Source organism: Streptomyces sp. NPDC043878, from assembly GCF_056435735.1.
Window position 1 is genome coordinate 80,494 of sequence record NZ_JBWKDW010000010.1, and the last position, 24,467, is coordinate 104,960.

Here is a 24,467-nt window from a genome sequence, read left to right on the forward strand (position 1 = left end):
CGGTGAACGGTTCGGCGAACGGTCGCCGGGCCGCCGTTCGCGCGCTCCGGACGGGCTAAGGGTGCGCCGGGGCCGTTTGAGGACGCGTAGAGATTCGTACCTATTTGTACGCAAATAGGAAGACGATGGGGTGAGCTGATGATTGCACGCAGACGACAGGTTGCCCTGGCCCTCACGGCCCTGCTCGCCGCGGGTGCCGCCTGCCAGGCCCGGTCCGCCGGGGACGAGGGTGCGGCCGGCCGGCCGGCGCCCGCCGCCTCCGGCGCCTTCACACTCGTCGCCTCCGGCGGCGTCCTGACCGACGCCTCCGTCGCCGACCGGGCGCACTTCGACGCCGGCGGCAGCGGCTACGACTTCCGCCCGATGTTCTCCGGAGTCCGCTCCGTCGTCGCCCGCGCCGACCTGGCGCTGTGTCACCTGGACGCGGTCCTCGGCGTGGACGGCGGTCCCACCGGCGCGCCCGGCTCCACGGCCCCGCCCGAGCTGGCCGCCGGCCTCGCCGCCACCGGCTACGACGGCTGCTCGACCGCCTCCGGCCACACCCTCGACGACGGCGCCGACGGCATCCGCCGCACCCTCGACGCCCTCGACCGCGCGGGCGTGCGGCACACCGGATCGGCGCGCACCGAGGGCGAGGCCGGTGTCGTCACGGTGCTGCCCGTGGGCGCGGCGAAGGTCGCGCACCTCGCCTACGGCGACGCCGGCGGGCGTCCGCTCCCGGCGGGCGCGCCCTGGGCTCTCGACACGGTGGACGGGAACCGGATCCTGACCGACGCCCACGCGGCCCGCGCGGCGGGCGCCGACGTGGTCGTGGTGTCGGTGGACTGGGGCACCCAGGGGCAACAGGCCCCCGACGCACGGCAGTTGACCCTGGCCCGGCAGCTCACCGCGGCCCGTGCGGGCGAGCGTCCCGCGGTCGACCTGATCCTCGGCACCCACGCCCACCTGCCGCAGGCCTACGAGAAGGTCAACGGCACCTGGGTGGTCTACGGCCTGGGCGACCAGATCGCCGGGACGTCCGGCCCGGACGGCACCCGGGACCCGCGCGGCGACCAGTCGACCATCGGCCGCTTCACCTTCCGCCCGCCCCGCCGCGCGGGCGGGCGCTGGGCGGTGACGAAGGCCGAGTTCGTGCCCGCCTGGTTCGACGCCGACGCCGGACGGGCCGTCGACCTCAACGAGGCACTGGCCGCGGGCGCCGACGTGCGGGGGGTGCGGGACCGGATCAGACAGGTGGTGCTGAGCCGGGGCGCGGCGAAGGACGGGCTCAGGATGGGGCGGTGACGGGCCGGTGCGTCGCGGCGCCCGCGCGGATCGCTCGCGGGCGTCAGGGGGCGCCCGGCTACGGCACCACCGTCACCGGCCACCGCCCCGCCTTCACCAGCCGCACCGCCACCGACCCCACGATCCGGTGGCCGGCCTGCTCCGAGGCGCCCACCACCACGGCGTCCGCGGTGAGTTCGTCCGCCGCCTTCACCAGCCCGTTGTAGGGGTCGCCGCGGAAGGTGTGGAACTCCCAGCGCACATCGAATATCCCCTTGAGCCGCTCGGCGGAGTCCCGGATCTGGGCGACCAGGTCGTCGGCGATCCGGTCGGTCGTCTCGGCCACGGGCGCCCCGAGCGCCGCACCCGCGGCCATCACCGGCTGCACGTACACGACCGCGAGCAGCGCCCGCTGCCGCCGCGCCAGGCCGCCGGCGTAGGCCGCCGCCCGCAGCGAGGAGTCGGATCCGTCCACCCCGACCACGATGACCTTGGGTCCGTCCGTGCCCCGCTCGAACTGGTGCGAGTGCTGTTGCGTCACGGCTGCGAGGCTATCGGAACCCGCGGGTCCGCCCACCACGCGGGACCTCTCGACGGGCGCCGGTGGCGTGGTGTTCCTACAGTCGGAACATGAGTGCCAGCGTGGAGGCCGCCCCGGCGAAGAACCGGCCGGGCCCGGTGGGACCGTCCGCGAACGGCTTCCTCAGCAGGGTGCCGGAAGGCTTCGCGACCTTCTTCGGCGCCCTCGGAGCGCTCTGCGTGCTGCTGGCCCTCATTCCGCCGCTGCGCGTCCCGCTCCGCCCGGTCGTCCGCGTCCTGAACGAGCTGATCGTCCCGGTCAGCGCCAACCTCGCCTACGCCGTCTTCCTGTTCCTGCTCGCCGCGGCCACCGCCGCCCGCAAGAAGGTCGCCTGGTGGCTGGTCGTGGTCTACCTGGGCCTGCTGGTCCTCACCGACGCGCTCGGCGTGGCCCTCGGCCTGTACGCGCAGTCCGTCCCCTCGCTGGCGGTGTGCGCACTCGGGCTCGCGCTGCTGATCGTCGCCCGCCGCGAGTTCTACGCCGCCTCCCGCCGCGCCGCCGTCCGGCGCGCCCTGCTGGTGCTGCTCGTCGGGCTGGCCGCCGCGATCCTCGCCGGCTGGGGCCTGGTCGAGCTGTTCCCCGGCACCCTGCCGCGCGGCCAGCGCCTGCTGTGGGCCGCCGACCGGGTCTGCGGCGGACTGCTCTCCGGCCGCACCTACGACGGACGCCCGCCCCGCCCGCTGTTCTTCGTGCTCGGCCTGTTCGGCGCGCTGGCCCTGCTGAACGCCGCCGCGACCCTCTTCCGCTCGCAGCGCATGGAAGCCGCCCTGCACGGCGACGAGGAGGCCCGCATCCGCGCCCTGCTCAGGGCGTACGGCGACCAGGACTCCCTCGGCTACTTCGCCACCCGCCGGGACAAGGCCGTCGTCTTCTCGCCCAGCGGCAAGGCCGCCGTCACCTACCGCGTCGAGGCCGGCGTGTGCCTGGCCAGCGGCGACCCGGTGGGCGACCGTGAGGCGTGGCCGCACGCCATCGCCGCCTGGCTCGACGTGGCCCGCCGGCACGCGTGGGCGCCCGCGGCGATGGGCGCCTCCGAGGACGGCGCCACCGCCTTCGCCCGGGCCGGCCTCGGCGCGCTCCAGCTCGGTGACGAGGCGATCCTGCACACCGCCGGCTTCGACCTCGACGGCCGCGACATGCGCGTGACCCGCCAGGCCGTACGCCGCGTCCGGCGCACCGGCGCCACCAGCCGCGTCCGGCGCCACCGCGCCCTCACCGACGAGGAGATCGAGGAGATCGTCGCCCGGGCCGACGCCTGGCGCGACACCGAGACCGAACGCGGCTTCTCCATGGCCCTGGACCGCCTCGGCGACCCCGCCGACGGCGACTGCCTGCTGGTGGAGGCCCTCGGCGCGGACGGCCGGCTCCTGGCCCTGCTGTCCTTCGTGCCCTGGGGCCGCGACGGCGTCTCCCTCGACCTGATGCGCCGGGACCGCGCCACCGCCCCCAACGGCGTCATGGAGTTCATGGTCGCCGAACTCTGCGCCGCCGCCCCCAAACTGGGCGTGCGCCGTGTCTCCCTCAACTTCGCCGTCTTCCGGTCCGTGTTCGAGGAGGGCGCCCGCATCGGCGCCGGCCCCGTCCTCAGACTCTGGCGACGACTGCTGCTGTTCTTCTCCCGGTGGTGGCAGCTGGAGGCCCTGTACCGCTCCAACGCCAAGTACCACCCCGAGTGGTACCCGCGCTTCATCTGTTACGGCGACACCGTCTCCCTCGCCCGAATCGGCTTCGCCTCCGCGGTCGCCGAGGGCTTCGTCTCCGTACCGTCGCTGCGCACACTGCGGGGAAAGGGGCATCCGAGGGGCGCGCCGCGGCCCGCCTCGACCGAAGGGCTGCCGTCGCTCCCGGTCCTCGGCCTCGACGCGGGGGACGGGACCGGGGCCGCGGAGCCGGACGCGGGCCCGCCCGAGCAGGTCCGCGTCCGGCACCGCAAGCTCGACCGGCTCGTCGCCGGCGGCACGGACCCGTATCCGGTCGGGGTCCCGCAGCGCACCCACACCCTGGCCGAGGTCCGCGAGGGCGACCAGGTGACCGTCGCCGGCCGGGTGATGCTCGTCCGCGACTTCGGCGGGATCGTCTTCGCCGTGCTGCGCGACTGGTCCGGCGACCACCAGCTCGCCCTCACCCGGAACGGCTCGGGCGCCGCGCTGGACCGGTTCACCGCCGACACCGACATCGGCGACCACATCACCGCCACCGGCCGCGCCGGCCGCAGCGACCGGGGCGAGCCGACCGTCTTCGTCACCTCCTGGCAGCTCGTCGGCAAGTGCCTGCGCCCGCTGCCCGACAAGCACCGGGGCCTGACCGACCCGGAGGCGAAGGTCCGCCGCCGCTACGTCGACCTGGTCGCGAGCCCGGACGCCCGCGCCGCCCTCCGGGCCCGCTCCACCGCCGTACAGGCCCTGCGCCAGGGCCTCCTGGACCGCGGCTACCTCGAGGTCGAGACCCCGATGCTGCAGCAGATCCACGGCGGGGCCAACGCCCGCCCGTTCACCACCCACATCAACGCCTACGACCTCGACCTGTACCTGCGCATCGCCCCCGAGCTGTACCTGAAGCGGCTGTGCGTCGGCGGTCTGGAGAAGGTCTTCGAGATGGGCCGCACCTTCCGCAACGAGGGCGTCTCCCACAAGCACAACCCCGAGTTCACGATGCTGGAGGCCTACCAGGCGTTCGCCGACTACGACGTGATGCTCGACCTCGCCCGCGAGCTGATCCAGGGCGCCGCGAGCGCCGCCTTCGGGTCGGCCGTCGCCCGCAGGGACGGCAGGGAGTACGACATCTCGGGCCGCTGGCCGGTGAAGACCGTCCACGGCGCGATCTCCGAGGCGCTGGGGGAGACAGTCGACGCCGGCACCGGCCTGGCGGAGCTCCGGCGGCTGTGCGACCGCGCGGGCGTCCCCTACACCGACGACGACGGCCCCGGCGACGTGGTGCTGGAGATGTACGAGCGGCTCGTGGAGGAGAGCACCCGGCTGCCGACCTTCTACAAGGACTTCCCGACCGACGTCTCCCCGCTCACCCGGCAGCACCGCACCGACCCCCGGCTCGCCGAACGCTGGGACCTCGTCGCCTTCGGCACCGAGCTCGGCACCGCCTACTCCGAGCTGACCGACCCCGTGGAGCAGCGCCGCCGGCTGACCGCCCAGTCCCTGCTGGCGGCCGGGGGCGACCCCGAGGCGATGGAGCTGGACGAGGACTTCCTCGACGCCCTGGAGTACGCCATGCCGCCCACCGGGGGACTCGGCATCGGTGTCGACCGGCTGGTCATGTTCCTCACCGGCCTGACGATCCGGGAGACGCTGCCGTTCCCCCTGGTACGCCGCCGCTGACGGCGTCGCGTAGGCCGCGCGGGTGTTTTCTCGCCGCCGCCCCGGTGTCATCGGGGTGCGTCGGCCTCCCGCCGGGCGACTGATGAGTCATGACAAAGGATCAGTTGCTCTCCCGGCGCCGGGCGTTGATCACCGGCGCTGCTGTACTGGGGGCGGCCGGCACGGCCGGTGTCCTCGCGGCGGGCGCCGGCGACGCTCCGGTCCCGCCCGCCGGCCCCGCCGCCGGTCCCCAGGCGCAGCCCGTGCTCAAACCCTCCGCCTACCGCCTCCAGCCCCTCACCGGCGACGGCCCGCCGCGGGCCGAACCCGCACCGACCCTCGTACGGCAAGAGCCGTTCCTGCGGATGTCGGGACACGGCCGCACCATGCTGCTGACCTTCGACGACGGCCCCGACCCCCGCTACACCCCGCACATCCTGGACACCCTCGCCGAGTACGAGGTGCACGCGTCGTTCTTCGTGTGCGGGGAGATGGCCTCCTACAACAAGGACCTGCTGGCCCGGATGGCCGACGAGGGACACGTGGTGGGCAACCACACCTGGTCCCACCCCCTGCTCACCCGGCTCCGCCGCGGCCAGATCCGCTCCGAGATGGAACGCACCAGCGACGTCATCGAGGAGGCCTACGGGGAACGGCCCGAGTGGTTCCGCGCGCCCTACGGCGCCTGGAACCGCTCGGCGTTCCAGCTCGGCGCGGACCTCGGCATGGAACCGCTGGCCTGGAGTGTCGACACCCTCGACTGGACCAGGCCCGGCGTCCGCACCATCGCCGGGCGGGTCGAGAAGGGGGCCGCTCCCGGGGCCGTGGTGCTCTCGCACGACGCCGGGGGCAACCGCTCGCAGAGTGTCCGGGCCCTGCGCGAGTACCTGCCGCGGCTGATCGACGCCGGGTACCACCTCACCGTCCCCCGGCGGCAGTACGCCTGAGCCGGACCGCGCCCGCCCGGCCGGGGAACGCTCAGCGGACCCCGGCCAGGCGGGCGAAGACGACGACGTTGCCGTCGTAGCCGTTCTGCTTGGAGAAACCGCCCCCGCAGGTGATGACCCGCAGTTCGGGCGTTCCCTTGGACGCGTACACACGGTCGCCGGGGAAGTTGTTCTTCTCGAACACCTCGATGCCGTAGATCTCGAACACGGCGGTCTTTCCGTCCGTGCGGGCGACCTCGACGCGATTTCCCTTCTTCAGGGCCCCGAGTCCGTAGAACACGGCGGGGCCCTGCTTGTTGTCGACGTGGCCCACCACGACGGCGGTGCCCTTCTCGCCGGGGGAGACGGCGCCGGTGAACCAGCCGGCGAGGTTCGGGTCCTCCGGCGGCGGCGCGCCGACCCAGCCGTCCGTGTCCAGCCCCACCGGCAGGATCGGCGCGTCCACCCGGATCGACGGGATCCGCACCCGGTCCGGCACCGAGTAGGGCAGCGGGTCCGGCAGCACGGCGCCCTGCGCCGAGCGGCTGTCCGCGGCCGCCGCCGACGCGGGCTGCGGTGGCCCCACGTCGAATTCCCCGGAGCCGTTGCGAATGAGCGCGAGTCCGGTCAGCAGGACAAGCGCTATCACGCCCCAGGGAGCACGCTTCCGCGGCTGCTCCTCCTCTTCGGCCAGTCCGGCCAGTTCGGACGCAGACATTCGAATTCCCCTCTCGACGCGGCCGTCACCACGTCATTCGCGCATACGAGAACGCTAAGTCCCGCGCGGGAAAGCGGCGACGGAGGAGATGCGAACGGGTGGCCCGCATCCCCGTGGGTGCGCCATCCGAGTTGCCGGGAAAAGTTATTTTCTGACGGTCTGTGACCTGCGGGGATGTCCCGTCGCCGGGTTCCGTGTCGGCGTGTCCTCTCACCAGGACGGACCAGCGCCGAAATGCGGTCCGGGGCACGGCATCTGAGGGTCTGTCTGGGAGGCGTTTCTCGCCGATCGACCGGGGACGGTTCCCGGGGCGTCTTCCGCGGAGGATCACATGCGTACTACTCGTGCCCTGGCGGCCGCCGGCGCCGCGGTCGCCGCTCTCGGGCTCGCCGCTCCCGCGGCCGTCGCGTGGGACGGCATGGGCGTCAGCCCCAGCAACATCGTCGCCCTGCCCAGCGTCATCGCCCGCGGCGGCCAGCTGACCGTCACCGTCGACGGCTGCCGCGGTGGCGGCACCATGACCTCGGACGCGTTCCCGAGCACCCGCCTGACGCCGGTCAACGGCACCAACGGCACCTCGAGGGGCACCGCGACCGTCAACCACAACGCGCGCCCCGGCTCGCACAGCATCACGGTGAACTGCTCCGGCCGGACACTGACGAACCCGGCCGCCTTCACCGTCATCGGCGGTGTCCAGGGCGGTCTGGGCGGCAGCAGCTCCAGTGGCGCCACACCGACCGACATGGCCATCGGCGGCGGGCTCGTGGCCGCGGCCGTGGTCGGCGGCGGACTGTTCTGGATGCGCCGGCGCACCGAGCGACGCATCTGACCGCCCGTCACCGCCCGACCCCCGGACGTGCTCGCACGCGCGCGGACCTCCGCCCCGGACCCTCGCGGGTTCCGGGGCGGAGGTCTGCGCGGCCGGCGGCGTCAGGCGCCGTCCTCGCCCGCGCGGCGCCGGGAGAGGCGGTAGGCCGCCGCGACCGAGCCGGTGACGAGCGCGAGGCCCAGGCCGATCCTTTCGAGGTCGAAGCCGGCGACGCTGCCGCCCTCGCCGGCGTGCACACCGCGGTACGGGGTCACCGGGAGGGGGGTGGGGCCGTCGGGGCGCCCGCCCGCGACGGTGAGGTTCTCGACGGCGCTGAGTCCGCCGCAGCTGAACGTCACGCGGTAGACCGCGCCCGGTCTGGCGTCCCGGTCGACCGCCGCCGTCGCCACCGTCCGTCCGGGCGGGATGGCCACGGTGTCGAAGACGCCCGACGAGACCGTCACGGTCCGGGCGCAGCCGCTGAGGTCGCGGTCCACCTGGAGGACGACCTGTCCACCGGGCGCGACGGTGGAGGGCAGGACGCTGTAACCGTTCGACATGACGTAGTGGTCGTCGGCGACGGCGACCGGCGCGGACAGGGCGAGGGCGCTGGCGCCCAGCAGTGCGGCCGAAGCGACGCGTATCGCACGCATGATGGTTCCTCCGGGTCCCCGAGGAGCAGCCGCGGACCTTTTCCACGGCGCCGGAAATGCGCCTCGATGACCGAAACGCTAGGAACGTGCGTGCGTCCGCGCGATCGCAGTAGCGCGAACGGGGCAACCGTGTGGGCCGGCCAGGGGACGGCGTTGCCGCGACCGGGGTACGCCACCGGCGTGGCGCGCGCCCCCGGGCCCCCGTCCGGCCCTCCGGATGTCAGCCCTCCGGATGTGCCGGCTCTGCGGGCAGGTCAGCCCTTCAGCTGGGGGAACAGGCTCAGGAACGGTTCCGCCGAGGCCGTGATACCGCGACTGTAGGGAGCGTCGAAGTCCCAGATGAGGAAGAGCAGGAAGGCGATCAGGGCGGAGAACAGGCCGGCGAGCACCAGTTCGCGCAGCGTGCGCCTGATCTGCAGCGCGAAGACCATGCCGATGGTGACCACCGCTCCGCCCAGCAGCCCGAACCACACCACGCCCGGCATGGTCGCCCCGGTGGACTCCGCGCGCGCGTTGCGCGCCTGGTCCGCCGCGGTGACCTGGTCGACGAGCGGCTGGTAGGCCTGGGCCTCGAAGTCCGTCCGCGGCTGGTAGTCGGTGACGTCCGCCCGGACGCGGTCGAGGAGTTGGCCGCCCCGCGCCGTGACCCGGCCGTCGTCGGCCATGGTCTTCCACTCCGTCGTGACGACGTGTCCGACATAGGCGTTGACATCCGCCCGAATGTGGTCGCGGACGTCCGCCGGGTAGACCCGCACCCGTTCGGAGATCTCGTGCAGCGCGGCGGCCTCCGCCTGGACGTGGTCCTGGGCGGCACTGCGGGCCTCCCAGACACCGGCGATGGCCAGGCCCAGGACGATGGCGTACACCACGCCGATCCACATCGTCATGTACTCGATGACGTCCGGTGTCTCGCTGGGGTCCTCGTCCTCGGGCGCGGTGCGGTCGCGGACGAGGGTGATGATGACGACCACGACGCAGGCGGCCAGCATCGCCAGGGTGAGAACAAGCCAATCCGGCAAGGGGTTCCTCCAGTGTTCGGCCGCTCGGCCACCGGCTGGTCAGCGCGGGCGCAGCGCGGCGACGGCGATCGCCGCGGGAGCGGTGATGAGCAGGACGTAGGTGACCGGCGACGTGGTGCCGTGCGGGGTGTGCCGGGGCGGCAGGGCGCGATGACGCGGGTAGCTCACCGGGGTCACGACGGGGTGGGGGGTGGGCTTGGCGGACGGTGTCGGCGCGGGTGGCGGTGGGGGAGCGAGGGGTGGCGGGGGCGCCGGGGGTGTGGGCCGCGGGCGGGGTGGCGCGGGGCGGGGGGCCGGCGGGGGCGGTGGTTCGTGCCTCGGCGTGGGCGGTGGTTCGTGCCTCGGCGTGGGCCGGGGCGCCGGCTTCGGCGGTGCGGGGGTGGGGGTGGGGTCCGGGGTGGGCGTCGGCCGCGGTGGCGGCGGTGTCGGCTTCGGCGGTGGGGGAGTGGGGGTCGGGGCCGGGGTGGGCGGGCAGGGCGGCGGAGTCGGCTTCGGGCACGGCGGTGGTGTGGGCCAGGAGAGGTTCCCGGCGACCGCCACCGCCTCGGTGCCGTCCGGGCCGGTCGAGGCGTACGCGCAGGCGTCCGCCGTCGCCGTCCCCACCGGCGCGCCGACGAGCAGCCAGGTGAGCGTTACCAGGACCAACACCCTCGCGGCGAGGGCGGATCGAGTCGGTTCGGGTCCATACACGACGGAGATCATCAGCTCTGGAGCGCCGTCCCGCGGGCGAGTTCGGGGGGATTGCCCCGAACGGGCGAACTTGTGGAAGGCGGGTTTGATCCCCGAGCAGGGCCGCCGGACGCCGGCCTCGGTGCCCCGTGAGGTGTGCCGACGGGGGTCCTGATGCGGGTGGTGTCACAGGTCCCGGAAAGAAATTTGTGCCGCCGTTGAACACGGTGGCTGCTTCCGTGCGTATCCATGGTCGTGCGGCGGCGCAGAAGGGCGCTGCAACACCCTTTGCGATAATGGGGAGTTGACGATGAAGACCTCCTGGCGGAGCGCCTCACTCGTGGCGAGCGCCGTGGCGGTGCTGGCGCTGACCACCGCGTGCGGCCAGGAAGCCACCTCGTCCGCGGGCAGCCAGAACGTTGGCGCCACGGCCGCGGCCGGCGACTACAGCACTGCGGGTGCCGGTACGGGTACGAGCCTCGGGTCGACCGGCTCCGGCAACGGGTACGGATCCGACTCGAGCGCCCAGGGCGCGGCCCAGGCCGCCGCCGCCGGCAAGCTGTCGGTGTCGGCCAACTCGGAACTCGGCAAGGTGGTCACGGACAGCGCGGGAATGAGCCTGTACCGCTTCGACCAGGACACCGCCGAACCGCCCAAGTCCAACTGCGACGGCGACTGCGCCTCCACCTGGCCGCCGGTCCCCGCGGACGACGCGACCGCCGGTGCGGGCATCGACAAGGCCCTGCTCGGCGAGGTCACCCGCACCGACGGCAGCAAGCAGCTGACCATCGGCGGCTGGCCCGCGTACCGCTACGCGAAGGACGTCACCGCCGGTGACGTCAACGGCCAGAACGTGGGCGGCAAGTGGTTCGCGCTGGCCCCCGACGGCAAGAAGGCCAAGCTGACCTCCCTGCCCGGCCTGTCCACCCGCAAGGACCCCAACCTCGGCGAGATCGTCGTGGACAAGAACGGCATGACGGTCTACCGCTTCCTCAAGGACACGGCCTGGCCCGACCCGATCTCCGCCTGCACGGGCGCCTGCCTGGAGAAGTGGCCGGCCGTGGGTCCGGTGGCGAGCAACGACACCAAGGACGTCCAGAAGAAGGGCCTGATGAGCTTCACCCGGCCCGACGGCGTCAAGCAGCAGACCATCAACTGCTGGCCCATCTACACCTTCTCCGGTGACAAGGCCGCCGGGGAGACCAACGGTCAGGGCGTCGGCGGGACTTGGTACGCCGTCGCACCCGACGGCAAGCCGGTCGGCGCGCCCAAGCAGTAGAGAGATCACCTCCCCACGGCTGATCGTCCCGCCAGGGCCGCTCGATCGCCGGTCCGCCCCCTCCGCGCCGCACGGAGGGGGCGGACCGGTTTGCTGTGTTTCACCCGCGTAGGCGGCTTGTCGGCGAGGCACGTGCCGCAGGCAGTGACCGGGAACGGACGGTCAATTTCCGTTTCTGCTCGCTCCTTTGGCAGGCGATCAGTAGCCTCTGCTCGAACACCGGATCGCCTACGCCTTGGAGAGATACATGGAGCGTCCCGCCTGGGCACCACGGAGCATCGACATCTCGGTGCCGAGCGTTTCGCGTATCTACGACTACTACCTGGGCGGTTCGCACAACTTCGAGGTCGACCGGGAAGCGGCCCGCAGGGCGATGGAGTTCATGCCGGGACTGCCCAAGATCATGCAGGCGAACCGGGCGTTCATGCGCCGCGCGGTGCGCTTCGCCGCCGCCGAGGGCATCACCCAGTTCCTCGACATCGGCTCCGGCATCCCCACCTTCGGCAGCGTCCACGAGGTGGCCCGGGCCGCCGACCCCGCGGCACGCGTCGTCTACGTCGACCACGACCCGGTGGCCGTCGCCCACGGCCAGGCGGTGCTGGCGGGCGACGAGCAGACGCGCGTGGTCGCGGCGGACCTCCGCAAGCCCCGGGAGATCCTCGCGAGCGCCGAAGTCCAGGACCTGATCGACCTGAAGCGTCCGGTGGCCCTGCTTCTCGTTGCCATACTGCACTTCGTGGAAGACGCGGACGACCCGTACGGAGCGGTGGCCGAGCTGCGCGAGGCGCTCGCGCCCGGCAGCCTCGTCGTGCTGACGCACGCCTCGTACGAGGGAGTTCCGCTGCCGACGGAGCGGGCCGAGGGCGCGGTGGACGTGTACAGGGACATCCGCAACCCGCTGATCATGCGTTCGCGCGACGAGATCGCGCGGTTCTTCGAGGGGTACGAGATGGTGGAACCGGGACTGGTCCCGATGCCGCGCTGGCGGCCGGACACGGCGCCCGAGGACGAGGATCCCTGGGCCTTCTCCGGGTTCGCCGGCGTCGGGCGCGGCGCGTGAGCGCCGAGCCGGACGGGCCGGAGGACAGACTCCGCCGGTTCGCGACGATCTGGAGCCGGGCGGTGTTCCCGGTGACGTCGACCTCCTCGACCCGACCGGAGTTCGAGGCCCAACTCCTCCCGCTGGCCAGGCGGTTGAGCACGGCGTTGCGGGCCAGGGCGTTCGACGCGGAGGAGGGCAGGGCGGTGGGCGCGGCCCTGGTGACCGCGCACTGCACCGACCCGGAGGCGCTCAGCCGCACCCTGGACTGCGTGGACGCCTACCTCGTCCTGTACTGCGGTGAGGACGGCAGCCAGGAGGACCTGCGGGCCCGCGCGTCCCGGCTCCAGCACGCCATGGCCGCCGGGTTCGCCGGGGCCCTGCGCCGGCGGACCCTGGCCGAGCAGGAGGCCATCGCGCAGGCGGCGTTGCGGGCCCAGGGCGTGGTGGCGCAGGCGCTGCACGCCACCGAGGCCCGCTTCCGGGCGGTGTTCGAGGGCGCCGCCATAGGTATCGGCATCGCCGACCTGGACGGCCGGGTCCTCCAGGTCAACGCCGCCCTGCTGCGCATGTTCGGCCTCACCGAGCAGAGCATGCGCGGCCGCAACGTACTGGAGTGGACGCACCCCGAAGACGCCCCGCAGACCTGGCGGCTCTACGAGGAGCTCGTCCGCGGTGAGCGCGAGCACTACCACGTCGAAAAAGCCTTCTACCGACCCGACGGGACGGTCCTGTGGACCAACCTGACGGTGTCCCTGCTGCGCGACGCCGACGGCGTACCGCAGTACCAGCTCGCGCTCATGGAGGACACCACCGAGCGCCGGCTGCTCAACCTGCGGCTGCGCTACGAGGCCACGCACGACGCGCTCACCGGCCTGCCCAACCGCACCTTCTTCTTCGAACGCCTGGAGAAGGCGCTGGGCGCCGGTGCCGGCCAGCGGTTCGGGCTGTGCTACCTCGACCTCGACGGCTTCAAGACCATCAACGACAGCCTCGGGCACGCGGCCGGCGACCGGCTGCTGGTCGAGGTCGCCGACCGGCTGCAGTCCTGCGCGACCGCGCCCGGCGAGATGGTCGCCCGGCTCGGCGGCGACGAGTTCGTGGCCCTGACCACCGGCCCGGACACCGAGCGCGATGTCGACGAGCTCGCCCTGCGCATCATGAACGCGCTGGTCGCGCCGATCAGCGTCGACGGCCGGGACCTGACCGTGCGCGGCAGCATCGGCATCGTCGAGGGACCGGCGGGGGAGCGCAGCCCCGCGGAGGTGCTGCGCAGCGCCGACATCACGATGTACCGGGCCAAGTCGGCGGGCGGCAACCGCTTCGAGCTCGCCGACCCCGAGGCCGACGCCCGCGCCATCACCCGGCACGGACTGACCACGGCCCTCCCGGCGGCGCTGGAGCGCGGCGAGTTCTTCATCGAGTACCAGCCGCTGGTGCACCTCGGCGACGGCAGCGTCCGCGGCGCCGAGGCCCTGGTGCGCTGGCTGCATCCGCAGCACGGCGTCCTCGGACCCGACCGGTTCATCCCGCTCGCCGAGCACACCGGCCTGATCGTCCCGCTGGGCCGCTGGGTGCTGGAGCAGTCGGTGCGGCAGGCCCGCGCCTGGCGCGAGCGCTTCGACGGCGCCGGCCCGCTGCGCATCAACGTCAACCTCTCGCCCTGCCAGCTCACCCATCCCGGCCTGGTCCAGGACACCGTCGACATCCTGGAGCGCGCCGGCGTCACACCGGACGCGCTGTGCCTGGAGGTGACCGAGTCGGCCCTGATCGGCGCCGACGACGACCTGCTGAAACCGTTGCGCCGGCTGGCCGAGATGGGCGTCGACATCGCCCTGGACGACTTCGGCACCGGCTACTCCAACCTGGCCAACCTGCGCCGGCTGCCGGTGAGCATCCTCAAGCTGGACCGCTCCTTCACCCAGAGCATGCAGCAGTTCCCGGCGGACCCCGTCGACCTCAAGATCGTGGAGGGGATCGTCTCCCTCGCCCACAGCCTCGACCTCGCGGTGACCGTGGAGGGCGTCGAGACGGGCGCCCAGGCCGAGCAGCTGCGGATACTGGGCTGCGACACCGCCCAGGGCTGGTACTACGCCCGCCCCGGCCCCCCGGAGCGCCTGCACGACCTGGCCCTGGTGGACGCGACGGGCTGACCGGGCGTTCCGCTGCCGTCCGGGGTGGTCGCGGGGGAGAATGGTCCTACGGCGGACGCGCGGTCGGCACCCGGCCGTGAGCGCGCTCGCCGGGCGCCGTCCCGTCGGTCCGGCGGGCCGCCCGGGCAGCCGTCCGCGCCGCCGTGCGGACCGTAACCGGCAGCGGCAGGAGTCGAGGATGACCAGCAGGGAACTGCACGGCAGGACCGCGGTGGTGACCGGCGCCAGCAAGGGCATCGGGCTGGCGATCGTGCGGGCGCTGGCCGGGGCGGGAGCGACGGTCGTCGCCGGGTCCCGGACCACGTCCGAGGGCCTGGACGCCCTGGTCGAGGAGGGCGCGGTCACCTGGGTGCCCGTGGACCTCACCGAGCCCGAGGCGGCCGGACAGCTCGTGGCGGCGGCCGGGCCGCGCCTGGACGTGCTGGTCAACAACGTCGGCTCGGCGCCCGCCCGCACCGGCGGCTTCCTGTCCGTCACGGACGAGGACTGGCGCCGCTCCGTCGACCTCAACCTGCTCGCGGCGGTCCGCGTCACCCGGGCGGCCCTGCCGTTGATGCTGGCCGCCCGGGCCGGTTCGGTGATCACGGTCGGGTCGGTCAACGCCACCCTTCCCGACCCGCTGGTGATCGACTACAGCGCGGGCAAGGCCGCCCTGGTCGCCTTCTCCAAGGCACTGTCGAAGGAGGTCGGCCCGCAGGGCATCCGCGTCAACACCGTGAGCCCCGGCCCGGTGGAGACCGAGTTGTGGCTGGGCGACGGCGGAGTGGCGGACACCGTGTCGGCGGCCGCCGGGCTCACCCCCGAACAGGTGGTGGCCCAGGCCGCGGGTGCCACCGTCACCGGCCGGTTCTCCAAGCCCGCGGAGGTGGCGGACCTGGTCCTGTTCCTGGCCGGCGACCACGCCGGCAACATCACCGGCAGCGACCTGCTGATCGACGGCGGCTTCATCCCCACCTGGTGACCGCACCGGCCGCCGTTGACTGTTCGGGTGGCGTCCGCGGCGGCTCTCGTACGGGGGTGTCCGTGCTCGCGTCCGGCGGCCGGCCGGTGACTGTTCGGGTGGCGTCCGCGGCGGCTCTCGTACGGCCGCGGTGTCCGTGCCCGCGTCCGGCGGCCGGCCGTTCCCTGTTCGACCGGCGTCCGCGGCGGCTCTCGTACGGCCGCGGTGTCCGTGCCCGCGTCCGGCCGCTGACTGTGGCGGACCACCGCTCGCTCCGCAGCATGCCCCACCGCGTCCCGCGGTCCGCCGTTCACCGCTCCAGCAGCATCCGCTGCAACTCCCGGGCCGCCCTGGGGGGTGCCACGTCGCTGCGGTGCGCCAGGGCGATGGTCCGGTGCAGGCCGGGCCGGGCCAGCGGGGTCACCCGCAGCCCGCGGCCCGACCGGGCGGCCACCATGCGCGGTACGACGGCCACGCCCAGCCCCGCCCGGACGAACCCCAGCACCGCGTCCATCTCGCCGCCCTCCACCGCGAGGTCCGGTTCGAAGCCCTCGGCGCGGCACGCGGCCACGGTCAGTTCCCGCAGGTCGTAGCCGTGCCGGAACATCACCATGCGCTCGCCCTCCAGATCGGCGACCTCGACCGCGCGCCGGCCGCCGCCCGGCGCCGGCGCCTCCGGGGAGGACACCACGACGAGGTCCTCGCGCAGCAGCTCGACCGTGGTGAGCGCCGGGGACGGGGTCGGCAGCGGCAGCACGACGAGAGCGAGGTCGAGGGCGCCGCGGGCCAGTTCCCGTACGAGATCGTGGGAGCCGCCCTCCTCGATCAGCAGCCGGATGCCCGGGTAGCGGTCGTGGAAGGCGCGCAGCACGTCCGGCAGCAGACCGGTGCACAGGCTGGGTGTGGCGCCGAGCCGGACCCGGCCGCTGCGCAGCTGCACCAGTTCCTGCACCTCGTGGCGGGCGGTGTCGGCGTCGGCCAGGATGCGGCGGGCCAGCGGCAGCAGCGCCTCGCCCGCGTCGGTCAGCGTGATGTTGCCGCGGGCCCGCAGGAACAGGTCCGCTCCGAGTTCCCGCTCCAGGGATTTGATCTGCTGGGAGAGCGAGGGCTGCGCGACGTGGACGAGGTCCGCGGCCCGGGTGAAGTGCCGGGTCTCGGCGACCGCCACGAAGTACTGGAGCTGCTGGAACTGCATACGACCAGGATAGGCGCCGGCTATCGAAACGAGCCGGAGCATGTCTTGGACCGATGAAGGTGCGGGCCCGTAGCGTGCGGAGACATGGCTCTCGCAACGCGGACGGACCGACGACCGTCCATAGCACGCACCGTGTGGGACAGTTCCGTCGGCAAGAAGACCGTGATGGCGGTCAGCGGCCTGATCATGCTCCTCTACCTGGTCGCCCACATGATCGGAAACCTGAAGATCTTCTTCGGGGCGGGCGAGTTCAACCACTACGCGCACTGGCTGCGCACGGTCGGCGAGCCGTTCATGCACTACGAGTGGACGCTGTGGCTCATCCGGGCGGTGCTGGTGGTGGCGGTCGTCGCCCACGCCACCTCCGCCTACCAGCTCAGCCGCCGCGACATCAAAGCCCGGCCGGTCGGGTACGTCCACCGCAAGGCGCATACGAGCTACGCGACGCGCACCATGCGCTGGGGCGGGATCATCCTCGGCCTGTTCCTCGTGTGGCACCTGCTCGACCTGACCACGGGAACCGCGCACCCGGGCGGCTTCCAGGAGGGCCATCCCTACCAGAACGTCGTGGACACCTTCTCCACCTGGTACGGCAACCTCGTCTACATCGTGGCGGTGCTCGCCCTCGGCCTGCACGTGCGGCACGGCTTCTGGAGCGCCGCCCAGACCCTCGGCGCCGGCAGCCGCACCCGCGACCGCGCCCTCAGGGCCGCCGCCGACGTCCTCGCGCTGCTGCTCACGGCCGGCTTCGTCGCCGTGCCCGTGGGCGTCATGACCGGAGTGGTGAGCTGATATGACTGCCTATGCCGACTACACGACCGGCGAACCGGTCGCCGACACCAAGGCCCCCGCCGGCCCCGTCCACGAGCGCTGGGACACCCGCCGTTTCGAGGCCGGGCTGGTCAACCCCGCCAACCGCCGCAAGCACAGCGTCATCGTCGTCGGCACCGGCCTCGCGGGCGGTTCCGCCGGGGCCACGCTCGCCGAACAGGGCTACCGCGTCGTCCAGTTCTGCTACCAGGACTCCCCGCGCCGCGCCCACTCGATCGCCGCGCAGGGCGGCATCAACGCGGCGAAGAACTACCGCAACGACGGCGACTCGGTCCACCGCCTCTTCTACGACACCGTCAAGGGCGGCGACTTCCGGGCGCGGGAGTCCAACGTGCACCGGCTGGCGCAGATCTCGGTGGAGATCATCGACCAGTGCGTGGCGCAGGGCGTGCCCTTCGCCCGCGAGTACGGCGGCCTCCTCGACACCCGCTCGTTCGGCGGCGTCCAGGTCTCCCGCACCTTCTACGCCCGCGGCCAGACCGGCCAGCAACTGCTGCTCGGCGCCTACCAGGCGCTGTCCCGGCAGATCGCGGCCGGGAACGTGGAGATGCACCCGCGCACCGAGATGCTCGACCTGATCGTCGTCGACGGGAAGGCGCGCGGCATCGTGGCGCGCGACCTGGTCACCGGGCGCGTCGACACCTACTTCGCGGACGCCGTCGTCCTGGCCACCGGTGGCTACGGCAACGTCTTCCACCTGTCGACGAACGCCATGAACTCCAACGCCACCGCCGTCTGGCGGGCCCACCGGCGCGGCGCCCTGTTCGCCAACCCCTGCTTCACCCAGATCCATCCGACCTGCATCCCGCGCACCGGCGACCACCAGTCCAAGCTGACGCTGATGAGCGAGTCGCTGCGCAACGACGGCCGGATCTGGGTGCCGAAGGCAAGGGGCGACGACCGGCCGCCGCACCGCATCCCCGAGGACGAGCGCGACTACTACCTTGAGCGCGTCTACCCCTCGTTCGGCAACCTGGTGCCGCGCGACATCGCCTCCCGCGCCGCGAAGAACGTCTGCGACGAGGGCAGGGGGGTCGGGCCCGGCGGGCAGGGCGTGTACCTGGACTTCGCCGACGCGATCCGGCGGATGGGCCGCAAGGCGGTCGAGGAGAAGTACGGCAACCTCTTCGACATGTACGAGCGGATCACCGCGGAGAACCCGTACGAGGTGCCGATGCGGATCTACCCCGCCGTGCACTACACGATGGGCGGCCTGTGGGTCGACTACGACCTGCAGACCACCGTCCCGGGCCTGTTCGCGATCGGCGAGGCCAACTTCTCCGACCACGGCGCGAACCGGCTCGGCGCCTCCGCCCTGATGCAGGGCCTGGCCGACGGCTACTTCGTGCTGCCGGCCACCGTCAACGACTACCTCGCCCGCAACCCGCACCACGAGTCCGTCACCGCCGAACACCCCGTCGTACAGGAGGTGGTGGCGGAGACCGAGGACCGGCTGCACCTCCTGCTGTCCGTCGGCGGCGACCGCACACCGGACTCCTTCCACCGCGAACTGGGCGAACTCATGTGGGAGTTGTGCGGAATGGCCCGCACCGACAGCGGGTTGCGCAAGGCCCTGGAGCGCATCCCGCAGATCCGCGAGGAGTTCTGGCGGCGGATCAAGGTGCCCGGCTCGGGTGAGGAGTTCAACCAGTCCCTGGAGAAGGCCAACCGCGTCGTCGACTACCTGGAGCTCGCCGAACTCATGTGCCTCGACGCACTGCACCGCGCCGAGTCCTGCGGCGGCCACTTCCGTGAGGAGTCACAGACCCCGGACGGCGAGGCGGCCCGGCGGGACGGGGAGTTCTCCTACGCGGCCGCCTGGGAGTTCACCGGCACGGGCACCCCGCCCGTGCTGCACCGGGAAGACCTGGTCTTCGAGTACGTCCACCCCACCCAGCGGAGCTACGCATGAAGCTCACCCTGCGCGTCTGGCGGCAGCACGACGCCGACGCCGAAGGCGCCATGTCCACCTACGAGGTGGACGGCATCTCCACCGACATGTCGTTCCTGGAGATGCTCGACACCCTCAACGAGAAGCTCATCCTCAGCGGCGAGGACCCGGTCGCCTTCGACCACGACTGCCGCGAGGGCATCTGCGGTGCCTGCTCGCTCGTCATCAACGGCGACGCGCACGGACCCGAGCGCACCACCACCTGCCAGCTGCACATGCGGTCCTTCTCCGACGGCGACACGATCGACGTCGAGCCGTGGGGGGCCGCCGCCTTCCCGGTGATCAAGGACCTGGTCGTCGACCGGTCGGCCCTCGACCGCGTCATCCAGGCCGGCGGCTACGTCACCGCGCCGACCGGTGCCGCGCCCGAGGCCCACGCCACGCCCGTACCCAAGCCGGACGCCGACTTCGCGTTCGAGCACGCGGAGTGCATCGGCTGCGGAGCGTGCGTGGCCGCCTGCCCCAACGGCGCGGCGATGCTCTTCACCTCCGCCAAGGTCAACCACCTCAACGTGCTGCCGCAGGGCGCCCCGGAGCGGGAGACACGGGTGCTGGACATGGTGGCCCGGATGGACGAGGAGGGGTTCGGCGGCTGCACGCTGGCGGGTGAGTGCGCGACGGCCTGCCCCAAGGGGATTCCGCTGGTGTCCATCACCGGGATGAACAAGGAGTGGCTGCGGGCCACGCGGAAGGTGGCCAGGCGGTAGGGCCGCCCAGGACACCAGGAGACGTTCGCCGAGCAGGCGGACGGGCGGGACCGGGAGTGGTGCTCATCCCCGGTCCCGTCTGGCTCTCCGGGGCGCCCCAGGCATTCAGCATTCCCACATCCGCTCTCCCGGCACACGTCACGTACACGCCAACCGGCCTCGGAAGAAACAGGGTGTACGGCCGTCGTCCCCGAACCGGCCCGTGACCAGGAGAGTGCCATGACCGGCGTTACGACCCTCGACCGCCCCCCGCAGCCCGAGGCACCCGTCCACTACACCGTCACCCTCGCCCGCGACGAGGCGGACGTACGCGCCGCGCAGCGCCTGCGGCACGAGGTGTTCGCCGGGGAGATGGGTGCCCTGCTGTCCACCCCGCAGCCCGGACTGGACGTCGACGCCTTCGACGCCCACTGCGACCACCTGCTCGTCCGGGACACCGCCACCGGACAGGTGGTCGGCACCTACCGGCTGCTGCCGCCCGAGCGGGCCGCGAGCGTCGGACGCCTGTACTCGGAGGGCGAGTTCGACCTCACCCCGCTCGACCCGATCCGCCCCGGACTCGTCGAGGTGGGCCGGTCCTGCGTGCACCCCGACCACCGCGACGGGGCCGTCATCGGGCTCATCTGGGCCGGCATCGCCCGCTACATGACCGACCGCGGCCACGAGTGGCTCGCCGGCTGCTGCTCCGTCCCGCTCGCCGACGGCGGCGCCCTGGCCGCCGGCACCTGGGACCGGGTGCGCGCCAAGCACCTCGCCCCGGAGGAGTTCCGGGTCCGGCCGCTGCTGCCCTGGAACACCGAGGGCGCGCCCCGCGACGCCCGCACCGAACTGCCCCCGCTGCTGCGCGGCTATCTGCGGCTGGGCGCCTGGGTCTGCGCCGAACCCGCCCACGACCCGGACTTCGGCGTCGCCGACCTGTACGTGCTGCTGTCGATGCGCCGGGTCAACCCGCGCTACCTGAGGCACTTCCTCTCCCTCGTGCCGGCCTGATGAGCGGCTGGCTGCCCACCGCGCCCTGCACCCCGGGCGTGTGCGTGGAACCGAGAGGGCCGGCCGCGGCCGTACCGTTCGCGGTACTGCGGCTCGTGGCGGTCACCGCCCTGGTGACCGCCGGGGCGGTGCTGTCGCCGTTCGGCGGGCGGATCCCCGCCGGCGCGGTGCGGTGGTGGGCCCGGAGCGTCGTGCGGGCCGCCGGCGTGCGGGTCCGCGTCACCGGCACCGCGGCGCCCGCAGGGGGGCTCCTCCTGGTCGCCAACCACATCTCCTGGCTGGACATCCCGCTGCTCGCCGCCGTGCGTCCGGCCCGGATGCTGGCGAAGGCGGAGATCCGGCGGTGGCCCGTGGCGGGGCCGATCGCCGCGCGTGCCACCCTGTTCATCGACCGCGACCGGCTGCGCGCACTCCCGGACACCGTCGACCGGATCGCCGCGGTGCTGCGCGGCGGCGGCGCGGTGGTGGCCTTCCCCGAGGGCAGCACCTGGTGCGGCCGCGCCCAGGGCAGCTTCCGCCGGGCCGTGTTCCAGGCCGCCCTCGACGCGGGCGTCCCGGTCCAGCCGGTGCGTCTGCGCTACCGGATCGCCGGGGGAGCGGCCAGTACGGCGCCCGCCTTCGTCGGCGAGGACACACTGCTCGCGTCGGTGTGGCGGGTGGTGTCGTCGCGCGGGCTGGTTGCCGAGGTGGAGGTACGCCCCGCCATCCCGCCGGACAGCCACCCGGACCGCCGGACACTGGCCCGCGCCGCCCAGCCGGCCGGGGCCCCCGCGCCGGACCGGATCCACGCGACCCTGGTCGCCTGAGCGAGGAACCCCGGCGGCGTTCACCGCGGCCGGCGGTTCAGCCGGCGAGGACGCGGGCGAGCCGGCGGTGGGAGTCGAGCAGGGCCGCACGGTCGTACGTGCTGGTCGTGACGAGGACCTCCTGCGCGCCCGTCTCCTTGAGCAGGGTCTCCAGCTCGTCGGCGACCTGCTCCTCGGTACCGGCGATCTGCCCGGTGAGCCCCGACTCGTAGAACTCGCGTTCCCGGCCGGTCATCGTGAGCGCCTCGACGCGCTCGGCGGGCGGCAGCGGCGGGAAGGTGCCGTGCGTACGGGAGTACGCCATCGACCAGGCCTCCGGGACCAGCAGGCGGCGCGCCTCGGCGGGCGTGGCGGCCACCGCGACCGTGCCGGAGACGACGACGTACGGCTGCGCCGCCCACGGCGAGGGCCGGAACGCGTCCCGGTAGCGGTCCACGCCGCGCCGCAGCTTCTCGCGGTCCCGCAGATCGCCGATCACCATCGGCAGGCCCGCCCGTGCCGCGACCGCCGCTCCCTCACCCGTCGCCAGCACGAACGGCGGGACGCTCAGCCCCTCCGCGGGACGCGCGTGCACCCCCGTCCCCGAGGTGCCGCGGAACCAGCCGAGGAGTTCGTCGAGCTGGGCGGCGAAGTCCTCGGCGTCGCCCTTGTCCCGTCCGAGTGCTCTGCGCACCCCGTCGGTGAAGCCCACGGACCGCCCCAGCCCCATGTCGATCCGGCCCGGGAAGAGGGACTCCAGCACGCCGAACTGCTCGGCGACGACCAGCGGCCGGTGGTTGGGCAGCATCACACCGCCGGTGCCGACCCGGATCGTGCGCGTCGCGGCGGCCACGGCGGCGGCCAGCACGGTCGGCGCGGACCCGGCGACCCCCGGCACGCCGTGGTGCTCCGACACCCACAGCCGGTGATAGCCGAGCCCCTCCAGCTCGCGCGCCAGCCGCACGGTGTCGCGCAGCGCCTCGGCGTGCGGGTGCCCCTCGCGGGTGCGGGAACGGTCCAGGACGGAGAAACGGGTGGCGGCGATCACGGAACTCACACCGGTTCCAACGCGCGGCGGCCCCGGGCATTCCCGGGCCGCCCCCGGCGAAAACCAGGTGACCGCGGTTCCCGCACGTCATCACAATGGGGGACGCCCGCGTGCCGGCCGCGCGGCCCCCCCACCCGAGCCACCCACGTCACCCAGTCCCAGGAAGGCGGCCGATCGTGACCGTCCCCAACGTCCTGCTGTCCGGCATCGTCGGTTCGACCGCCTACGGCCTCGCCCACGAGGGCTCCGACATCGACCGGCTCGGCGTGTTCGCCGCGCCGACCGAGGCCCTGCACGGTCTCCACAAGCCGAAGGAGTCCCACGTCGGCACGGCGCCCGACACCACCCTGCACGAGGCCGCCAAGTGGTGCCGGCTCGCCCTGGGCGGCAACCCGACCGCCATGGAACTGGTGTGGCTGCCGGACGAGCTGTACGAGGTGCGCACCCCGCTCGGCGACGAACTGATCGGGATCCGTACGTCGCTGCTCGGCGCTCAGCGGATCAGGGCCGCCTACCTCGGTTACGCCACCCAGCAGTTCCGCCGCCTCGAAGCCCGTGACCCCTCCGGCTCGGCCGAGGTCCGCGCCCGGACCGCGAAGCACGCCCGGCACCTGAAGCGGCTGTGCCACCAGGGCCTGGAGCTGTACACCACCGGGCGGCTGACGATCCGCCTGGACGACCCCGAGGAGTACCGCGCGTTCGGGGAGCGCGTCGCCGTCGACGCCTCCGCCGCGCGGCCCCTGCTCAGCCACTACGAGACCGCCTTCACCGAGCGGCCGAGCGCCCTGCCCGACCGCCCCGAGGAGGCGCCCGCCGAGGCGTGGCTGCGCCGGGTCCGCGAGCACTTCTACCGGCCGGTGGCCCGCTGAACGGCCCGGTGACGGCTTGTTGTCCGTCGGTTCTCCGTTCGCCGGCCCCCGGTTCCCCGTTCGACGGCCCCCGGCCGGGGCGGGTGCGCGAGCCCGGCCCGGTCCGAACGAGAGGCCCTAGGCTGGCCGGCGTGACCGACAGCAGCAGTGCGCGCCCGCTCGCCGTGTTCGACCTGGACAACACCCTCGCCGACACGGCGCACCGGCAGCGGTTCCTGGAGCGCTCGCCGCGCGACTGGGACGCCTTCTTCGCCGCCGCGCCGCACGACCCGCCGATCCCGCAGGGCGTCGAGCTGGTGCGGGACAGCGCGCGGGAGTGCGAGATCGTCTATCTCACCGGACGGCCCGAGCGCTGCCGCCGCGACACCCTCGACTGGCTCGCCGCGCACGGGCTGCCGGAGGGACGCGTGTACATGCGGGGCGACAACGACCGCAGGCCCGCCCGGCGCACCAAGCTGGAGGTACTCGGCCGGCTCGCCCGCGACCGGGACGTCCGGGTGCTCGTCGACGACGACGCGCTCGTGTGCGCGGACGCCGAACGCGCCGGGTACCACGTCGTACGGGCCCGCTGGACCGCACCGTCCGGCGCGATCGAGGCGGCGCAGGAGCGGGAGGGACGGACCTGAGGGGGCACCGGGGGGGGGGGGGGGGGGGGGGGGGGGGGGGGGGGGGGGGGGGGGGGGGGGGGGGGGGGGGGGGGGGGGGGGGGGGGTCGGGGGGGGGGACGCACAAA

General features: G+C 73.4%; 22 protein-coding genes. 15 read left to right on the plus strand and 7 right to left on the minus strand.

Annotated elements, in window-relative coordinates; genetic code table 11:
- Positions 1-138 precede the first annotated feature (138 nt).
- Positions 139-1,284, plus strand: a complete 1,146-nt coding sequence (locus AC07AZ_RS15995; protein ID WP_478847962.1) for a CapA family protein — start codon at positions 139-141, stop codon at positions 1,282-1,284.
- Positions 1,285-1,342: 58 nt separating this feature from the next.
- Here the strand turns inward: AC07AZ_RS15995 and AC07AZ_RS16000 are convergent, their stop codons facing one another.
- A complete protein-coding gene (locus tag AC07AZ_RS16000) occupies positions 1,343-1,804 on the minus strand; it encodes a universal stress protein (protein ID WP_478847964.1) in 462 nt (153 codons plus the stop codon).
- An 89-nt stretch (positions 1,805-1,893) separates the two neighbouring features.
- Between AC07AZ_RS16000 and lysX the strand changes: the two genes are divergently transcribed.
- Together lysX and AC07AZ_RS16010 are read left to right on the plus strand one after the other, a co-directional pair.
- On the plus strand, positions 1,894-5,175 hold the full coding sequence (gene lysX, locus AC07AZ_RS16005; RefSeq protein ID WP_478847966.1) for a bifunctional lysylphosphatidylglycerol synthetase/lysine--tRNA ligase LysX: 3,282 nt from the start codon (positions 1,894-1,896) through the stop codon (positions 5,173-5,175).
- 89 nt (positions 5,176-5,264) lie between these two features.
- The gene (locus tag AC07AZ_RS16010) at positions 5,265-6,101 is read left to right on the plus strand and encodes a polysaccharide deacetylase family protein (RefSeq protein WP_478847968.1); all 837 of its coding nucleotides are present in this window, start codon (positions 5,265-5,267) and stop codon (positions 6,099-6,101) included.
- A gap of 31 nt (positions 6,102-6,132) precedes the next feature.
- On the opposite strand, the gene AC07AZ_RS16015 is transcribed toward AC07AZ_RS16010, so the two are convergent.
- On the minus strand, positions 6,133-6,798 hold the full coding sequence (locus tag AC07AZ_RS16015; RefSeq protein ID WP_478847970.1) for a class F sortase: 666 nt from the start codon (positions 6,796-6,798) through the stop codon (positions 6,133-6,135).
- Positions 6,799-7,129: 331 nt separating this feature from the next.
- Here AC07AZ_RS16015 and AC07AZ_RS16020 point away from each other — a divergent pair, with 331 nt between their 5' ends.
- A complete protein-coding gene (locus AC07AZ_RS16020; protein ID WP_478847972.1) occupies positions 7,130-7,627 on the plus strand; it encodes a hypothetical protein in 498 nt (165 codons plus the stop codon).
- A gap of 101 nt (positions 7,628-7,728) precedes the next feature.
- Here the strand turns inward: AC07AZ_RS16020 and AC07AZ_RS16025 are convergent, their stop codons facing one another.
- The 3 genes from AC07AZ_RS16025 to AC07AZ_RS16035 form a co-directional block, all read right to left on the minus strand.
- Positions 7,729-8,259, minus strand: coding sequence for a hypothetical protein (locus tag AC07AZ_RS16025; RefSeq protein ID WP_478847974.1), 531 nt, complete (start codon positions 8,257-8,259; stop codon positions 7,729-7,731).
- Positions 8,260-8,513: 254 nt separating this feature from the next.
- Positions 8,514-9,278, minus strand: coding sequence for a bestrophin-like domain (locus tag AC07AZ_RS16030; RefSeq protein ID WP_478847976.1), 765 nt, complete (start codon positions 9,276-9,278; stop codon positions 8,514-8,516).
- Positions 9,279-9,317: 39 nt separating this feature from the next.
- Positions 9,318-9,446: a hypothetical protein gene (locus AC07AZ_RS16035; RefSeq protein ID WP_478847978.1), complete on the minus strand. Its 129-nt coding sequence runs from the start codon at positions 9,444-9,446 to the stop codon at positions 9,318-9,320.
- Positions 9,447-10,257: 811 nt separating this feature from the next.
- Between AC07AZ_RS16035 and AC07AZ_RS16040 the strand changes: the two genes are divergently transcribed.
- From AC07AZ_RS16040 to AC07AZ_RS16055, 4 genes are all read left to right on the plus strand, one after another.
- On the plus strand, positions 10,258-11,226 hold the full coding sequence (locus tag AC07AZ_RS16040; protein ID WP_478847980.1) for an SCO0930 family lipoprotein: 969 nt from the start codon (positions 10,258-10,260) through the stop codon (positions 11,224-11,226).
- A gap of 247 nt (positions 11,227-11,473) precedes the next feature.
- The gene (locus AC07AZ_RS16045; RefSeq protein WP_478847982.1) at positions 11,474-12,286 is read left to right on the plus strand and encodes an SAM-dependent methyltransferase; all 813 of its coding nucleotides are present in this window, start codon (positions 11,474-11,476) and stop codon (positions 12,284-12,286) included.
- On the plus strand, positions 12,283-14,418 hold the full coding sequence (locus AC07AZ_RS16050) for a putative bifunctional diguanylate cyclase/phosphodiesterase (protein ID WP_478847984.1): 2,136 nt from the start codon (positions 12,283-12,285) through the stop codon (positions 14,416-14,418). The genes AC07AZ_RS16045 and AC07AZ_RS16050 overlap by 4 nt, the downstream gene beginning before the upstream one ends.
- A 178-nt stretch (positions 14,419-14,596) precedes the next feature.
- Complete coding sequence (locus AC07AZ_RS16055) at positions 14,597-15,379, plus strand: SDR family NAD(P)-dependent oxidoreductase (protein ID WP_478847986.1); 783 nt, start codon at positions 14,597-14,599, stop codon at positions 15,377-15,379.
- A gap of 289 nt (positions 15,380-15,668) precedes the next feature.
- Here AC07AZ_RS16055 and AC07AZ_RS16060 read toward each other — a convergent pair whose 3' ends face one another.
- Positions 15,669-16,553, minus strand: a complete 885-nt coding sequence (locus tag AC07AZ_RS16060; RefSeq protein WP_478847988.1) for a LysR family transcriptional regulator — start codon at positions 16,551-16,553, stop codon at positions 15,669-15,671.
- Positions 16,554-16,673: 120 nt separating this feature from the next.
- Here AC07AZ_RS16060 and AC07AZ_RS16065 point away from each other — a divergent pair, with 120 nt between their 5' ends.
- The 5 genes from AC07AZ_RS16065 (at position 16,674) to AC07AZ_RS16085 (ending at position 21,838) form a co-directional block, all read left to right on the plus strand.
- The gene (locus AC07AZ_RS16065) at positions 16,674-17,345 is read left to right on the plus strand and encodes a succinate dehydrogenase (RefSeq protein ID WP_478848270.1); all 672 of its coding nucleotides are present in this window, start codon (positions 16,674-16,676) and stop codon (positions 17,343-17,345) included.
- A 1-nt stretch (position 17,346) separates the two neighbouring features.
- Entirely contained in the window at positions 17,347-19,296 is a 1,950-nt protein-coding gene (locus AC07AZ_RS16070) for a fumarate reductase/succinate dehydrogenase flavoprotein subunit (protein WP_478847990.1), read from the plus strand.
- Positions 19,293-20,042 (plus strand): succinate dehydrogenase/fumarate reductase iron-sulfur subunit, encoded by a 750-nt coding sequence (locus tag AC07AZ_RS16075; protein ID WP_478847992.1) that lies wholly within the window; start codon positions 19,293-19,295, stop codon positions 20,040-20,042. Before AC07AZ_RS16070 ends, AC07AZ_RS16075 begins: the two co-directional genes overlap by 4 nt.
- 219 nt (positions 20,043-20,261) lie before the next feature.
- Positions 20,262-21,032, plus strand: a complete 771-nt coding sequence (locus AC07AZ_RS16080) for a GNAT family N-acetyltransferase (protein WP_478847994.1) — start codon at positions 20,262-20,264, stop codon at positions 21,030-21,032.
- Positions 21,032-21,838, plus strand: a complete 807-nt coding sequence (locus AC07AZ_RS16085) for a lysophospholipid acyltransferase family protein (protein WP_478847996.1) — start codon at positions 21,032-21,034, stop codon at positions 21,836-21,838. Before AC07AZ_RS16080 ends, AC07AZ_RS16085 begins: the two co-directional genes overlap by 1 nt.
- A 37-nt stretch (positions 21,839-21,875) precedes the next feature.
- On the opposite strand, the gene AC07AZ_RS16090 is transcribed toward AC07AZ_RS16085, so the two are convergent.
- Positions 21,876-22,874, minus strand: coding sequence for an LLM class flavin-dependent oxidoreductase (locus tag AC07AZ_RS16090; RefSeq protein ID WP_478847998.1), 999 nt, complete (start codon positions 22,872-22,874; stop codon positions 21,876-21,878).
- Positions 22,875-23,041: 167 nt separating this feature from the next.
- On the opposite strand from AC07AZ_RS16090, the gene AC07AZ_RS16095 reads away from it, so the two are divergent.
- Complete coding sequence (locus tag AC07AZ_RS16095) at positions 23,042-23,734, plus strand: nucleotidyltransferase domain-containing protein (RefSeq protein ID WP_478848000.1); 693 nt, start codon at positions 23,042-23,044, stop codon at positions 23,732-23,734.
- A gap of 131 nt (positions 23,735-23,865) precedes the next feature.
- Complete coding sequence (locus AC07AZ_RS16100) at positions 23,866-24,360, plus strand: phosphatase domain-containing protein (protein ID WP_478848002.1); 495 nt, start codon at positions 23,866-23,868, stop codon at positions 24,358-24,360.
- Positions 24,361-24,467: the final 107 nt, after the last annotated feature.